This is a genomic window from Halorientalis litorea, from assembly GCF_023028225.1.
Classification (GTDB): Archaea; Halobacteriota; Halobacteria; order Halobacteriales; family Haloarculaceae; genus Halorientalis; species Halorientalis litorea.
Map to the genome: position 1 here is coordinate 1,287,693 of NZ_CP095482.1, position 13,068 is coordinate 1,300,760.

14 protein-coding genes are annotated in these 13,068 nt (G+C 66.6%); 6 read left to right on the forward strand and 8 right to left on the reverse strand.

From position 1 onward, the window contains the following. Positions 1-53 precede the first annotated feature (53 nt). Positions 54-899: an alpha/beta fold hydrolase gene (locus MUG95_RS06880; protein ID WP_247010325.1), complete on the reverse strand. Its 846-nt coding sequence runs from the start codon at positions 897-899 to the stop codon at positions 54-56. A gap of 106 nt (positions 900-1,005) precedes the next feature. Here MUG95_RS06880 and MUG95_RS06885 point away from each other — a divergent pair, with 106 nt between their 5' ends. Then, a complete protein-coding gene (locus tag MUG95_RS06885) occupies positions 1,006-1,188 on the forward strand; it encodes a DUF5786 family protein (protein WP_247010326.1) in 183 nt (60 codons plus the stop codon). Position 1,189: 1 nt separating this feature from the next. Here MUG95_RS06885 and MUG95_RS06890 read toward each other — a convergent pair whose 3' ends face one another. After that, positions 1,190-2,830 (reverse strand): potassium channel family protein, encoded by a 1,641-nt coding sequence (locus tag MUG95_RS06890; RefSeq protein WP_247010327.1) that lies wholly within the window; start codon positions 2,828-2,830, stop codon positions 1,190-1,192. Between the two features lie 118 nt (positions 2,831-2,948). Continuing rightward, positions 2,949-3,944 (reverse strand): radical SAM protein, encoded by a 996-nt coding sequence (locus MUG95_RS06895; protein ID WP_247010328.1) that lies wholly within the window; start codon positions 3,942-3,944, stop codon positions 2,949-2,951. Positions 3,945-4,028: 84 nt separating this feature from the next. On the opposite strand from MUG95_RS06895, the gene MUG95_RS06900 reads away from it, so the two are divergent. Together MUG95_RS06900 and MUG95_RS06905 are read left to right on the forward strand one after the other, a co-directional pair. Next, the gene (locus MUG95_RS06900) at positions 4,029-4,598 is read left to right on the forward strand and encodes a phosphate-starvation-inducible PsiE family protein (protein WP_372608188.1); all 570 of its coding nucleotides are present in this window, start codon (positions 4,029-4,031) and stop codon (positions 4,596-4,598) included. Between the two features lie 42 nt (positions 4,599-4,640). Further along, positions 4,641-5,723, forward strand: a complete 1,083-nt coding sequence (locus MUG95_RS06905) for a DUF373 family protein (RefSeq protein WP_247010329.1) — start codon at positions 4,641-4,643, stop codon at positions 5,721-5,723. A gap of 77 nt (positions 5,724-5,800) precedes the next feature. On the opposite strand, the gene MUG95_RS06910 is transcribed toward MUG95_RS06905, so the two are convergent. From MUG95_RS06910 to MUG95_RS06925, 4 genes are all read right to left on the reverse strand, one after another. Beyond that, entirely contained in the window at positions 5,801-6,643 is an 843-nt protein-coding gene (locus MUG95_RS06910) for a polyprenyl synthetase family protein (RefSeq protein WP_247010330.1), read from the reverse strand. Positions 6,644-6,949: 306 nt separating this feature from the next. Further along, positions 6,950-7,921: an electron transfer flavoprotein subunit alpha/FixB family protein gene (locus MUG95_RS06915; protein ID WP_247010331.1), complete on the reverse strand. Its 972-nt coding sequence runs from the start codon at positions 7,919-7,921 to the stop codon at positions 6,950-6,952. A 58-nt stretch (positions 7,922-7,979) separates the two neighbouring features. Continuing rightward, positions 7,980-8,774, reverse strand: coding sequence for an electron transfer flavoprotein subunit beta/FixA family protein (locus tag MUG95_RS06920; RefSeq protein WP_247010332.1), 795 nt, complete (start codon positions 8,772-8,774; stop codon positions 7,980-7,982). A 108-nt stretch (positions 8,775-8,882) separates the two neighbouring features. Beyond that, positions 8,883-10,001, reverse strand: coding sequence for a helix-turn-helix transcriptional regulator (locus MUG95_RS06925; protein WP_247010333.1), 1,119 nt, complete (start codon positions 9,999-10,001; stop codon positions 8,883-8,885). Positions 10,002-10,170: 169 nt separating this feature from the next. Here MUG95_RS06925 and MUG95_RS06930 point away from each other — a divergent pair, with 169 nt between their 5' ends. The 3 genes from MUG95_RS06930 (at position 10,171) to MUG95_RS06940 (ending at position 12,345) form a co-directional block, all read left to right on the forward strand. Further along, positions 10,171-11,394, forward strand: a complete 1,224-nt coding sequence (locus MUG95_RS06930) for a DUF7094 domain-containing protein (protein WP_247010334.1) — start codon at positions 10,171-10,173, stop codon at positions 11,392-11,394. A gap of 49 nt (positions 11,395-11,443) precedes the next feature. Beyond that, the gene (locus MUG95_RS06935; protein WP_247010335.1) at positions 11,444-11,929 is read left to right on the forward strand and encodes a type IV pilin domain-containing protein; all 486 of its coding nucleotides are present in this window, start codon (positions 11,444-11,446) and stop codon (positions 11,927-11,929) included. Positions 11,930-12,018: 89 nt separating this feature from the next. Continuing rightward, complete coding sequence (locus tag MUG95_RS06940) at positions 12,019-12,345, forward strand: hypothetical protein (protein WP_247010336.1); 327 nt, start codon at positions 12,019-12,021, stop codon at positions 12,343-12,345. 26 nt (positions 12,346-12,371) lie between these two features. On the opposite strand, the gene MUG95_RS06945 is transcribed toward MUG95_RS06940, so the two are convergent. Next, a complete protein-coding gene (locus tag MUG95_RS06945; protein WP_247010337.1) occupies positions 12,372-12,995 on the reverse strand; it encodes a methyltransferase domain-containing protein in 624 nt (207 codons plus the stop codon). Positions 12,996-13,068 lie beyond the last annotated feature (73 nt).

A 13,068-nucleotide genomic window follows, 5' to 3' on the forward strand; every position in this document is an offset into this window, starting at 1 on the left:
TCGAGTCCGGGTGCTGTGCTGGACGGCACCGCTCCGCCTCCGCTACCGCGCGGCTACTCCGCGAAGAACTCCCGAATCGGTTCTATTTGGGCAGGGACGTTCAGCGACGGCGCGTGCCCGCAGTCGACTTCGACCGTCTCGGCGTCAGGTTGTGTCTCCAGCATCCGCTCGTACGGCTCTGCGGGGAGAATGTCCGAGTCCGTTCCCCGGACAATCAGCAGTTCGGCGTCGATTACCGCCCACACGTCCCACGGGTCCGGCGCGTCCTCGCTGTCCTCGCCCTCCAGGATTCGGGGGTCGTACGCGGCAGTCACCCGCCCGTCGTCGGTCCGGCGGGCGGAGGTCAGCGTCAGCCGCCGCCACTCCTCGTCGCTCATCCCGCTGAACCGCCCCTCGTACAGCTCCCGCATGTACGCCTCCATCGCCGTTACCGTCTCGAACGTCGGCGGGTCGGGCACGTACTCCATGATGCGAGCCATCGCCGCCGGCGTCGCGTCTTCCGCCGGGTTCGGACTGATATCGTTGACCACCAGATGCGAGATGCGGTCCGGCATCGCGCCGCCCGCGAGTGCCATTCCCAGCCCGCCGCCCATCGACGTGCCGACGTACCGCACCGTCTCCAGTCCGAGTTCGTCACAGAAGCCCACGAGCGTCTCGACCATCGCCGCGTCGCCGTACAGCGTCGCCGGGTCGTCGGCCCACTCGCTCCAGCCCCGTCCGGGCATGTCGGGACAGAGCACGCGGTACTCGTCTTCGAGTACCCGTGCCAGTGGGTCGAAGTCCCGGCCGTTCCGCGAGAGCCCGTGGACACACAGCACCGGCGGGTCAGACGGGTCGCCCCAGTCGGCGTAGTGGAGTTCGGTGCCGTCGACGGTCAGAAACCGGTCGCTCCGAGGCATGGTCTGCCTTCGCCCGGCGCGGGCAAAAGACTAGGCTCGTGACCGCACACCACGACTGGCACGGACCGCACGCGTTTTGTAGCCGGAGCAACCTCGTCGTACTACAATGGGCTTTGGTAGCTACGACGAATCCGAGCAGGAGAACCAGAACCGAGACGAGGACGAGGACGTCGAAGCGGTCAACGTCCACGAGAACGAAACCGACGGCGACGTGGCCTTCGAGTCCAACAAGTCCACCGACGAGTTGGTCGACCAGCTCCAGCACATGAAAGGCGACGACGACGAGTGAGTCAGTCTCCACCGAACTGACTGTCGAACCGGGTAACGCTCTCGTCCGTTCCCGCGATGACGACGTCGTCGCCGGGTTCGAAGGTGAACGTCGTCGGGTCGATGTCGATTATCGCCGAACCGTCACGCCACACCGCGACGACGGTACAGCCCGTCTCTGCTCTCACGTCCGCGCTCACGAGCGTCTCCCCCGCGAGCCCGGGAGCCGAGAGGCGAACGACACGGACCTGCTTGTCGTAAATCAGGACGTCCTCGTCCTCGAACACCGTCGCCGCGAGCATCCGGCCGCTGATGCGGGCCAGCGACTCCACGGCATCGGCACCGGCACGGTACAGTTTCTGCACGTCGTCGCGCTGGTTCGCCCTGACGACCACGTGTACCGAGGGGTTCAAATCGCGTGCGATGAGCGTGGCGAACACGGCAGTCGTGTCGTCGGCCAGCGTGAGAACGAGGGCCGACGCCGTTTCGAGGCCGGCCGCCTCGAGTGTCTCGGGGTCCCGGGCGTCGCCGACGATATCGACCCCCTCGGCGTCCTCGATGTCGAGGACAGTCAGGTCTGTGTTGGTGTGTTCGAGCGCGCCGTAGGCCGCTTGCCCGGAGTTGCCGTACCCCGCGACGATGACCTCCTGTGCCGCGAACTCCCGGACGGTCGAGGTGGTTGCGTCCCGGAGCGGGTCGATTTGGGGCGGTTCGCCCGCGACGAGGAGACGGGTCCCGGCCTCCAGTTCGATGGTCGGGTCGATGCGCGTCTCGAAGTCCGCGCCGCGCCAGACGCCGATGACGTTCACCCCGAACCGCTCCCTGAGGTCTGCCTCCGCGACAGTCTGCCGGCAGAGGTCACTCCCCGCCTCGACGGTGAGTTCCACGAGTTCGATGTTCTCCCCGACCGACACCCCCTCCTCGACGGTGGCGGTGACCGCCGTCGGAACCTCGCCCGCGAGTCGTTCCCCCAACACCTCGCGCGGGGACAGCACCTCGTCCGCCCCGGCGACGCTGTGGTACTGTTTCAGGTCCGGGTCCTCGGCCAGCGTGACGATGCGCGTTCCCGGACTGGCCTCCGTGGCGGCGAGGGCGATACTCGCGTTCCGGTCGTCCGCTACGTCCGCGACGACGGCCCGTGCCGTGGCGATGCGTGCGTTTTCCAGCGCGTCCGCCGTCTCGGGATCGCCACTGATGACGTGATACCCGTCGTCGTGGAGCGAGTTCGCCGTCTCCTCGTCCGGTTCCACGAGGACGTACGCCTGCTCGCGAGCGTCGAGTTCGTCGACGAACGCGTCGGTCCGCGGCGTGAAGCCACAGACGACGACGTGGTCCGACAGTTCCGGGACCGTCTCCGGTGCGGTCGGCGAGAGCGCGTCACGGAGCCACGGCACCGCGAACACGTCGACGGCGGTCAGGATGAGGCCGATGCCGGCGAGTTGCATCGTGATGACGAGGACGTTCATCTGGAGCGTCGTCCATCCGGCGTCCTCGCCGTAGCCCGTCGTGGTGAAACTCTGGATGACGATTTCGAGCGACCGATAGAGCGGTTGTGGTCGCCCCTCCCACGTCGCCATCCCGAAGTTGTAGAGGAGCGTGAAGGCCGCCGTGGTCCCGAACAACAACAGGACGTAGTACCCGACACGCCGACCGCCCAAAGCCATATCGGCACTTGCGGGAGCGTCGTCAAAACTGTTCGTATCCGTTCAGGTCACCGTCCCGACGCCTCGCTCGGCGACCACCCGTGGAACGGACTGCATCGAAGACCGCTCGCTCACAGCACTACGCAACGGGCGTCCGTTCGACCACTTGCCCGTCGTACGTCGGGTACTGCTCGACGATTTCGCCCTCGTCGATGTCGCCTTCCTCGACCATCTCCTCCAGCAGCCACCACGCCACCTCGACGTGGTCGGACTTGACTGTGTAGAACTCCTCGGGGACGCCCAACTGCTCGAACCGGTCGGGAGCGACCCACGTCTTCCCGTAGACGAGCGTCCCGTCGTCGGTCACGTCGTCGAACGGGCGGCGAATCGTCCGGGCCATCCGCTTGAGGCGGCGGCGGTGCTGGGCGGCGTCCTTGAACACGGACGTACAGAAATAGACGCGCTCGTGGTCGCCCATCACGTCCAGTATCGCCTCACGGGTGTCCTCGACGGCACTCATGTGCCCCTCCTTCAACTCGAACCCGCGTTCCTGCATCCGGCGATAGTTGCCGTCGCTCATCTCGAACTCGTTGATGTTGCAGAACTCCGCGGCACCCTCGTCCAAGAAGTCGAGGAACTCCTCCTCAGGCCGAATCCCGGGTATCTCGAAGGCGGGGGTTAGCCCTTCCTCGCGGGCGACGTAGAGGATGTCCTCCCACTCGGTGCCGTGGAGGTCACCCCACTGCTCGAAGGGAGGGTGGAACCGGATTTCGTCCAGTCCGGCCTCGCTGAGGCGGCGCATGTTCTCGCGCCCGCCCGTGATGCCGGTGTAGAGGTGCGTGTGGAAGTCCTCGCCGAACTCGTCTTTCAACAGGGAGAGATAGCGCGTCGTCCGGCCCATCGCCTCCTGGGGTTCGCCGCCGGTGACGGAGGCACCGAGCGCGTCCATCCGTTCGGCCTCCTCGATGACATCGCTGTCGTCCTCGACGAGGCGTTCGTTCGCGTACACGTCGGTGACGTTCTTGCGGTTCTCGCCGAGCGGGCAGTAGAAACAGTCACGCTGGTCACAGTAGCCGTAGACGAACAGCACCATCTTGCCGCCCTCGGCACACTGTTCACAGCCCTTGGAAATCATTCGCTGTCCAACCAGAACACGTCGAGGGCCAAAAGCGGTGCGAAACGGACTGGGGTTTTTCACTGTTCCACGCTAGTACCACACGTGAGCGACGAGGGGGCGACGGAACCGGCGGACGCGGCCGACGGTCAGCCCCCGGCACAGCAGGACGAGGAAAACACAGCGAGAGCGGAGGACCGGGAGCGGCAAGGCGGGCCACAGGTCGAACGGCTGGTCGACGCCTCCGAGCGGGTGATGCAGACCGTCGAACTCGTCGCCGCACTCGTGTTGGTCGTGCTGTTCGCCATCGGCGTGTTCGACCTCGGCCTGCAGATACTCGGAGAGATACAGTCGGGCGACATCAGCGACCCGCTGGTCGTCATCGGCTTCATCGACACCGCGCTCCTGCTGTTCATCATCGTCGAAGTGTACAACACCGTTATCGCGTACGCACGGTCGGACGAGACGGCACGGATTCTTCGCCTCGTCATCTTCACCGGCGTCATCGCGCTGGTCCGGAAGGCTATCGTGTTCAGGACCGGCGAGTACGACACCGCGGCCGATGCCCTCCTGGTCGCCGGGTCCTACGGGCTCCTCACGCTCGTCCTCGCCGTCCTCCTGTTCGTCAGTTACCAGTACGTCGGCGGCCGAGGCGACGAGCCGATAACGTACTAATCGCCCAAAAGCAGATAAACGACACCGGCGAACGTTGTGACAATGCTGCTGGTCCTGTGTGTGGACCTGGACGACGACCTCGGTCGGAAAACCGACGTCGAGACGCCGGTCATCGGCCGCGACGCCGTCGAGGAGGCCGCCGTCGCGCTCGCGACGGCCGACCCCGAGGACAGCGACGTGAACGTCCTGTTCGAGGGCGTCCACCTCCACGACACCGTCGAGGACGAACCCGTCGAAGTCGTCGCCGTCACCGGCCTCGACGGGAACGACGTGGCGGCCAACCGCGCAGTCGGGGAAGAGATAGACACCGTCCTCGCCAGCATCTCGACCGACGAGGACATCCGCGCCATCGTCGTGACCGACGGTGCCCAAGACGAGAGCGTCCTGCCCGTGGTCCGCTCGCGCGTCCCCATCGACGCCGTCCGCCGCGTCGTCGTCCGACAGGCACAGGACCTCGAATCGATGTACTACACCATCAAACAGGTACTCGACGACCCCGAGACACGCGGGACCATCCTCGTCCCGCTGGGCATCCTCCTCCTCATCTACCCGCTGGCCATCATCGCCGACCAACTCGGTCTCCCGGGTGCCGTGTTCGGCATCACGTCGGGACTGCTCGGCCTCTATATCCTCGGGCGCGGGTTGGGTGCCGAGCGCGTCCTCGACACGCTCATCGACCGCCTCCGGACGGTGCTGTACGCCGGCCGCGTGACGCTCATCACCTACGTCGTCGCCGCCGCCCTGCTCGTCATCGGCGGCGTCAGCGGCGTCCAGACCCTCGATGCCGCCCAAGCCGAACGGGGCACCCTGAGCGCGCTCGAAGTGCTCGCCGCGCTCGTGTTCGGGGCCATCCGCTGGTTCGCGGCCGCCGGCGTCACGACCAGCCTCGGCCGCGTCACCGACGAGTACCTCGCCGAGTCCTTCGAGTGGCGGTACCTCAACGCCCCCTTCTACGTCCTCGCCATCGCCGCCGTCCTCCACGGCGTGAGCGCGTACTTCCTCGACTACGTCACGCTGTCGTATCTGGCGGCCGCACTCACCGGCGGGACCATCCTCGGCCTCGTCAGCACGCTCGCCTTCGCCGTCGCCGAGTCCCGGTTCCCGAACAAGCGCGCCTCGGCGTGAGTCACGGCGGCGGTGCGTCGCCCGTCGCGTACTCGCCGCTCACTCGCCCCGTGGCCTCGCTCCGCTCGGCCACGCTGTCACCGTTCACGGACCACCACGAACTCGGCGAGGTCCTCCAGATAGGCCAACGCCTCCGAGTCCTGAACGTCGGCCGTCGAGAGTGCCCGGAGCGCGTCGTCGGAGAGTTCCCGCGCCCGCTCGTTTGCCTCCTCGGGCGTGAGGTCGGTCACCTGCACCAGCGACGGGCGGTCCATCTCCGCGTCGGTCCCGGTCGGCTTGCCCAACTCCTCGGCGTCGGCCGTCGCGTCCAGCACGTCGTCGCGCATCTGGAACGCGATGCCGACCCGCTCGGCGTACTGCCCGAAGGCTTCGACGGTGTAGGCGTCGGCGTCGGCGGCGATTGCCCCGAGTTCGGCCGCCGCGCGGAACAGCGCGCCGGTCTTGCGCCGCGCGAGGTTCATGTACTCCTCCTCGGTACTCGGCTGGGCGACCAACTCCGTCGCCTCGCCCTCACCGAGTTCGACCATCGCCTCGGACACCGCCTGCATCGCGCGCTCGTCGGCGGAGAACAGTGCGAACGCCTCCCCCAGCAGACCGTCCGACGCGATGATTGCCGGACCGAAGCCGAACTCCGCCCACGCGCTCGGCACCGACCGCCTCACGTCGGAGTCGTCGATGATGTCGTCGATGACCAGCGAGGCGTTGTGGACGAGTTCGATGCCCACGGCGAAGTCGACCGCGTCGTCGGGGTCCCCACCCAGCGACTCGCAGACGAGAACGGTCACGGTCGGACGGACACGCTTCCCCCCGGAGAGCGTGACGTGTGCCAACTCGTCGGCCAGTTCCGACGGCTCGACGGCATCGAGAACGTCCTCCAACCGCTCCTCGACGCTCGCCCGCCGGTTCTCCAGATACTCCATCGCCACTCCCTAAGGAATGGGGCGGTTTGTAGCTGACGACCCACCTTTTTCGTCGTCGGGTGGCGCGCGGAGCGCGCCACCACTCCTCGAAAAACGTGGGCGAAAAAGGCCGGACGCTCACTTCGTCGTCGGGCGACACGCGAGTCGCCCGACTGCAAGCGAGACCGTAGGTCTCGCCCTGTTCGCGTCCGGGTGCTGTGCTCGTGCCCTGACCGCCCCGCGACCGCTCCGCACAGCCCCCCGGTCGCTACGACGCCGCACGGCACTGCCGCTCTACACCGCGTAAAAAACGGGAGAAGTCGGGCCTCAGACGTCCGGCACTTCGCCGCCGAACTCCTCGATGAGCGCGGGCACGACGTCGAAGAGGTCGTCCTCGATGCCGTAGTCCGCGATGTCGTAGATGGGCGCACTCCCGTCGGTGTTGATGGCGACGATGGTGTCCGCACCCTTCATCCCGGCGACGTGCTGGACGGCCCCGGAGATACCGATGGCAATGTACACGTCCGGCGTGACGACCTTGCCGGACTGGCCGACCTGTCGGTTCTTGGGGAGCCAGCCGTTGTCGACGATGGGACGGGACGAGGAGAGGGTGGCGTCCGTCGCGTCGACGAGTGCCTCGATAAGCGAGATGTTCTCCTCCTCCTCGATACCGCGGCCGATGGAGATGAGGAACTCCGCTTCGCTGATGTCCACGTCGCCGCCGGCAACTTCCTCGAAGCCGGTGACGGTGGACTTGATTTCGCTCTCGTCGATGTCGGCGTCGAAGGCAGACACCTCGGCGTCACCGCTACCCTCCACTTTCGGCCACTCGGCCGGGCGGATGGTGACGACGGCGTTGTCCTCCTCGACGGCGAAGGTGGTTTCGACCTTGCCACCGTACTGTTCGCGGGTGACGACGAGGGACCCGTCGACGTCGAAGTCGATGGCGTCGGTCACCAGCGGCAGACCGAGGCCCTCGGCGACGGCCGGCGCGTAGTCGAGACCGTTGACCGAGTTCGGCGCGAGCAGGTACTGCGGGTCGACATCGGCGTACACCTGTTCGACCGCCTGCGTGTACACGTCGTGGTTGAACTCCTCACCGTGGTCGACGGTGTGGATGGCGTCGACGCCCTCGCGGTTGAGGTCGTCGGCGAACGCGTCCACGTCGCCGCTGACGACGACGAGGTGCAGGTCGCCGCCAGTCTGGTCCGCGAGGTCGCGGCCCGCGGTAATCATCTCGTAACTCACGTCGCGCAGTTCGCCACGGCGGTGTTCCGTGACGGCGAGCACGTCGCTCATGCGAGGTCACCTCCGGTGACGAGCAGGAGGTCGTCGCGCACGAAGTGTGCGACGGAACTCATCCTTCGACGACCCCCTTGTCCCGCAGGAAGTCAGCAAGTTGCCCCGCCGTCTCCTCGGCGTCGCCCTCCCAGATGGTGGCGTCGCCCTCGGATTCGGGTTCGTACATGCTCGTGCGGTCGAGCGGGCTCTCGGTCACCGAGGCGTCCACGTCGAGGTCGTCGAGCGAGTGGACATCCAGCGGCTTGCTCTGTGCCTGACGGATACCGCGCAGGCTGGCGTACCGCGGTTCGTTGATACCGGACTGGATGGTCAGCACGGCGGGCACCTCCACGTCGGTCAGCTCCTCGACGCCGCCTTCGAGTTCGCGGTGGACGCTGGCGACGCCACCCTCGATGTCCAGTTCGAGGTCGTTGACGACAGCGGCCCACTCGAAGTCGATTTTCTCCGCGAGCGCGACGCCGGTCGCACCGTTGGATTCGTCGCCGGACTGGACGCCCGAGAGGACGAGGTCCGGGTCCTCCTCTTCGACGACTGCGGCCAGCAGTTCTGCCTTGGCGTCGACATCGAGGTACGCGGAACCAGCGAGGTCGTCGTTCCAGACGCGGACGGCGCGGTCCGCACCCTTCGCCAGCCCCATCCGGATGGTCTCCTCGGACCGCTCCGGACCGATTGTCGCTGTGACGACTTCCACGTCGTCGTTCTCCTCGCTGATCTGGACAGCCTCCTCGATGGCGTAGTCGTCCCACTCGTTGAGGTCGTATTCGAGGTACTGGTCGGCGATGTCACCGCCCGAAATCTCGAACTCGTCCTCGACTTCCGCCACCTCCTTTACCGTGACAAGAATCTTCATGCTCGTCGTGGACTCGGGATTCTTCAAGGTTAAACGTTTCCGAACGGCAACAGCAGTGTTATCCGTTCACTCGGTCTGTGCGAGGACGAACGCCGGCGATAAAACGTGCTATCGGCTGTCTTCGGGGTCCTCGCCGTTCGTCTCCGTGATGTCCTCGTCGGGGAACGAGATGAGGTTCTCCCGCCCGATTCGGAGTTTGTCGATGCGCCCGTCCTCGTCCATCGAGGAGAGTAACTGCGAGACTTTCGCGTTCGACCACCCCGTCTCCGTGACGATGTTCGCCTGTTTCATGCGCCCGCCGTTGCGCTCTAACAGACGTTCGACACGCTCTTCGTCGCTCAGCAGTTCCGTGTCGACTGCCTCCTCGGCCGACGCGTCGTCGGTCGGTTCCGGCGCGGCCGCCGCGTCCGGTTCGCGGTCCGTCCCGTCGTCGCTCTGGCCCTCGTTCTCGGCCGCTGAGGCCGGAACATCACCGTCCCGCCGGCGGACGAGGTACAGGCCGACGACGAGGACGCCGCCGACGAGGACGGCGGCCGCCAGTTCGAGGTTCTGCAGCCACGCGAACCCGCCGGGCGCGTCGCCGACATCACGGTACGTGACCGCGAGGTCACCGGGGCCGAACGTCTGTTCGCCGACCCACCGGAGCGACCCCTCCGACACCTCGTATCCCGAGGGCGGGGCATCGACGAGCGTGTACTCCTCGGGCGGCACGACGACGAGTGACTGGTCCGGGCCCAGCGACTGGAACCACGTGACTCCGGTCGTGTTGAACACGTCGTCAACGTAGAGCCAGTCGCCGTCCAGTCGGCTGAAGTTCGTCCACGTGAACCGGACGATGAGTTGACCGGTGTTGTTGTACGTGGCCGAATCGTATTCGACGTTCGTGATTTCCATCTCGCGGCCGGTCGCGGCACTAGCTTGCTGGCTCGCCGCCCGTACCGCGGTGAGCGTCCGGAGGTCGACGCCCTGTTCGAACTCCGCGGCGGTCTCGTTGAACGCGTCACGCCGGTCCGAAGTCGGGGTAGAGAAGTTCATTCGGACCGTCCAGCTGGCGTCACCATCGGGTTGGAGAGCGATGACGAACGTCGTCTCGTCGGACCCGGCGGTCGGCGGGGTTTCCTGTGCCGCGACGCCGGCTCCGGTGGCGTGGACGGCCCCGAGTGCCGGACCGGCGGTCACGAGGAAAACGAGGAGGGCGACCAGGGCGGTACGAGCCCGCAACGACATTACCTTCCTGTGTACGTGCCGTCGGCAAAACGCTTTCCATCGACTGATAAAACGTCAGCGGGCGTTGTGAAACGTCTCCGGCCCGCTCCGGTGTCCCTGTCCAGTGTCCTAAAACGTCGGGCACCCGAGTCGAACGGGTTTTTGTAGTTGCGTGTCAATGTGGCGGGTGATGCGTCAGTTACTCCCCGCTGTGCTGGTCGCGCTGGTCCTGCTGGCGGCCGTCGCCACCGGCACACCGGTCGCGCCGACAGCCGCCCCCGGCTCGGCCGCCTCCACCGACTCGACGACGCCAGTCGTGGACGTCCGAAACACGACGGGCTATCTCACCTTCGAAGACGAAGACACACGGACGAGTCAGTTCGGTAACGCCACACTCAACGTCGCGAGTGCGTCGGCCATGGACAGTGGTCGCTTCGGTGACCGACTCGTCGGTGCGACCCAGAGACAGGCGTTCGAGTCCGCCCCCAACGAGACGGCACGGACCCGGGCACTCGAAGCCGCCACGGCGACGTACGAACGCCGCATCGGGGCACTCGAGCGGCGGCAGGCCCAAGCGGTTCGGCGGTACAACGCAGGCGACCTCTCGACGGCCAGTTTCCTCCAAGAGATGGCCGTCGTCGACGAGCGCGCGCGACATCTCAGTGGGGCCGTGAGTGCCCTGCTCGCTCGTGCGACGGGACAGCCCGGGTACTCGCTCCCGTTGGGACTCAAGACACGGATGGAGAGCCTCCAGATGACGCCGGCGGTTCTCCGAGGCCCCGTCCGGGGACAGGCGGCCCTCTCGGTGACGGGCGAGGCGACGCCGACGCCGATTTACACCGAAACTGCGTCCGACGGCGTCGTCCTCGCACGGACGACCGGCAACGAGTACGTCCGCGAGGCCCACCTCATCAGCGCGTACGAACCGGACGGAGAGGGGCAATACACCATCGAGGACGCGTTCGAGCAGTCACGAGCCGTGTACCCGTGGGCCGACGAGAACCGGACGGCGGCATCGGCCGACAGCTACGGTAACACCGCCGTCTATCGCATCACCATCGACCACACGCAGGGGACGCTCGTGACGTTCATCAGCGGTGGAACGGAGCAGGTCTTCCGCGAGATACAGGAAAAGCGGCTCCGGAGCCTCCCGATTACGGGGAGCGTGTCGACGACCACCGACGACCTCTCGGTGACGGTGAACGAGACACACGAGAACGGCCCGGTCGAGGTCCGGACGACCGACCCCGCGACCGGTGACCCGGTCGACGCGCGTATCCACCTCGACGAGCAGTACGTAGGGTCGACCGGTCCCAGCGGACACCTCTGGACCGCGATACCGCCGGAGACCACCATCGTCAACGCCACCGTGAGCGACGGCCGCGCCGCCGAAGTCGCCGTGACGCCGGGCTGACCCGCTCGCGTGCGAGGGTTCAAGTAGAAACGGGCGACCACCGGCCCCTGTGTCCCGTCCGCCGTTGGCCGACGACGCCCGCGGATTCGGTTCGGTCGTCGGTATCGCGCTGCTCGTTCTGGTCGCCGTGCTCGCTGCCAGCGTCGTCGGTGCCGCCACGCTCTCGGCGACGCCCGACGCGGCACCACCACAGGTCGCACTCGCCGTCAGTGCCGACGCGGGGGCCGACCGTATCGCGCTGACTCACCGCGGCGGCGACGCGCTATCCGTCGGCCGACTCCGAGTCGTCGTCCACGTCGACGGCGAGCGGCTCGCTCACCAGCCACCGGTTCCCTTCTTCGCCGCGCGGGGGTTCGAGAGCGGCCCGACAGGGCCGTTCAACGTCGCCGACGATGGTCGGTGGCAGGCGGGCGAGACGGCGGCGGTTCGGCTGGCGGGCACCAACAGCCACCGCCTGTCCGCGGGCACTCGCGTCCGTGTCGTCGTCTACCACGGGGCGTACGAACTGGCGACAGTCACGACACGAGCGGCGTGAGACGCGGTTCGGAAGTCACTTCGGCGAAAGGCATATCACCTTGTTCATCCAACACGAAAGGACGTTGCGGGCCAAAGGGGGGGTAATACGTGAGTTCGTACGAACCAGTCGAGGAAAGCGATAGCGGGTCCAGCCACGACCCCGGAGTCAAGGAGGGTGAGGTGACGGACGAACGCGACTTGTCGTCGGTGGTCAGTGAGTTCAACGAACTCGAGTACGTCACCATCGGACTGGCCGCGAGCGTTCCGACGGCGATACTGACGATGGTCGCCGTGCTGGAGTTGTACCCCGCGTATGCGGACGTGGCGGCCGAGTTGCTCCGGCAGGTCGGCGTCGACATCTCGGAGTTCGCCGCCGCGCACCCGGAACTGTTCGAGCCGTTCGAGCAGGTGTTCGAGTTCTTCCGAAACGGCTGAGTTGGGGGTCTCCGGGGACGTACCGACTACTCGGGCACCTGCGCGACGGTCGTAATCGCGATTTCGGGGTTGTAACTCGGCCCCATGGTGTGGTGCTCGAACTCGGTGAAGCCGGCGTCCCGGAACATCCGGTCGGCCTCGCTCTCGTCGTAGAACAGCATGATGGCGTCGGCGAGACGCTGGAAGACCGAGGAGTTGGGGTAGTTCGGACCGACGACGAGGACCTGACCGCCGGGTTTCGCGACGCGGCGACACTCCCGGAGGGCGTCGACAGGGTTGGGCCAGTACTCGATGGACCCGGAGGACCACACCACGTCGAAGGTGTCGTCCCTGAACGGCAGGCGTTCGGCGTCCCCGAGGTGGAAGGTCACCGGGCCGTCGCGCTTGCCGAACTTCGCGTATGCCTTCTCTAACTGGTGGGGGCTCTGGTCGAGGCCGTACACGTGGTCGACGTGGTTGAGGAGGCCTTCGGTGGCGAAGCCGGTGCCACAGCCGATGTCGAGGACACGGTTGTCGGGTTCGAAGTCGAGTAGGCCGAGTGCCTCGGTGCGCATCTCCTCGTTCCAGATGAACGGGTTGACCTGGTCGTACACCTTCGAGAGGTACTTGTAGAAGGTGCGGGCCCGGGACTTGTCTTCGAGGACTCCCATTGCCTATCGATTGGAGCCTGACGGGCATAATTCCCCTGTTTCCCGACACGGGTGGACACCGGAGACGGGGCTG

Coding starts and splice junctions, on each gene's coding strand:
- MUG95_RS06885 (WP_247010326.1), top strand. CDS start 1,006: ATGGGCTTTGGTAGCTACGACGAATCCGAGCAGGAGAACCAGAACCGA.
- MUG95_RS06910 (WP_247010330.1), bottom strand. CDS start 6,643: ATGGAGTATCTGGAGAACCGGCGGGCGAGCGTCGAGGAGCGGTTGGAG.
- MUG95_RS06920 (WP_247010332.1), bottom strand. CDS start 8,774: ATGAAGATTCTTGTCACGGTAAAGGAGGTGGCGGAAGTCGAGGACGAG.
- MUG95_RS06880 (WP_247010325.1), bottom strand. CDS start 899: ATGCCTCGGAGCGACCGGTTTCTGACCGTCGACGGCACCGAACTCCAC.
- MUG95_RS06915 (WP_247010331.1), bottom strand. CDS start 7,921: ATGAGCGACGTGCTCGCCGTCACGGAACACCGCCGTGGCGAACTGCGC.
- MUG95_RS06905 (WP_247010329.1), top strand. CDS start 4,641: ATGCTGCTGGTCCTGTGTGTGGACCTGGACGACGACCTCGGTCGGAAA.
- MUG95_RS06925 (WP_247010333.1), bottom strand. CDS start 10,001: ATGTCGTTGCGGGCTCGTACCGCCCTGGTCGCCCTCCTCGTTTTCCTC.
- MUG95_RS06930 (WP_247010334.1), top strand. CDS start 10,171: ATGCGTCAGTTACTCCCCGCTGTGCTGGTCGCGCTGGTCCTGCTGGCG.
- MUG95_RS06895 (WP_247010328.1), bottom strand. CDS start 3,944: ATGATTTCCAAGGGCTGTGAACAGTGTGCCGAGGGCGGCAAGATGGTG.
- MUG95_RS06945 (WP_247010337.1), bottom strand. CDS start 12,995: ATGGGAGTCCTCGAAGACAAGTCCCGGGCCCGCACCTTCTACAAGTAC.
- MUG95_RS06890 (WP_247010327.1), bottom strand. CDS start 2,830: ATGGCTTTGGGCGGTCGGCGTGTCGGGTACTACGTCCTGTTGTTGTTC.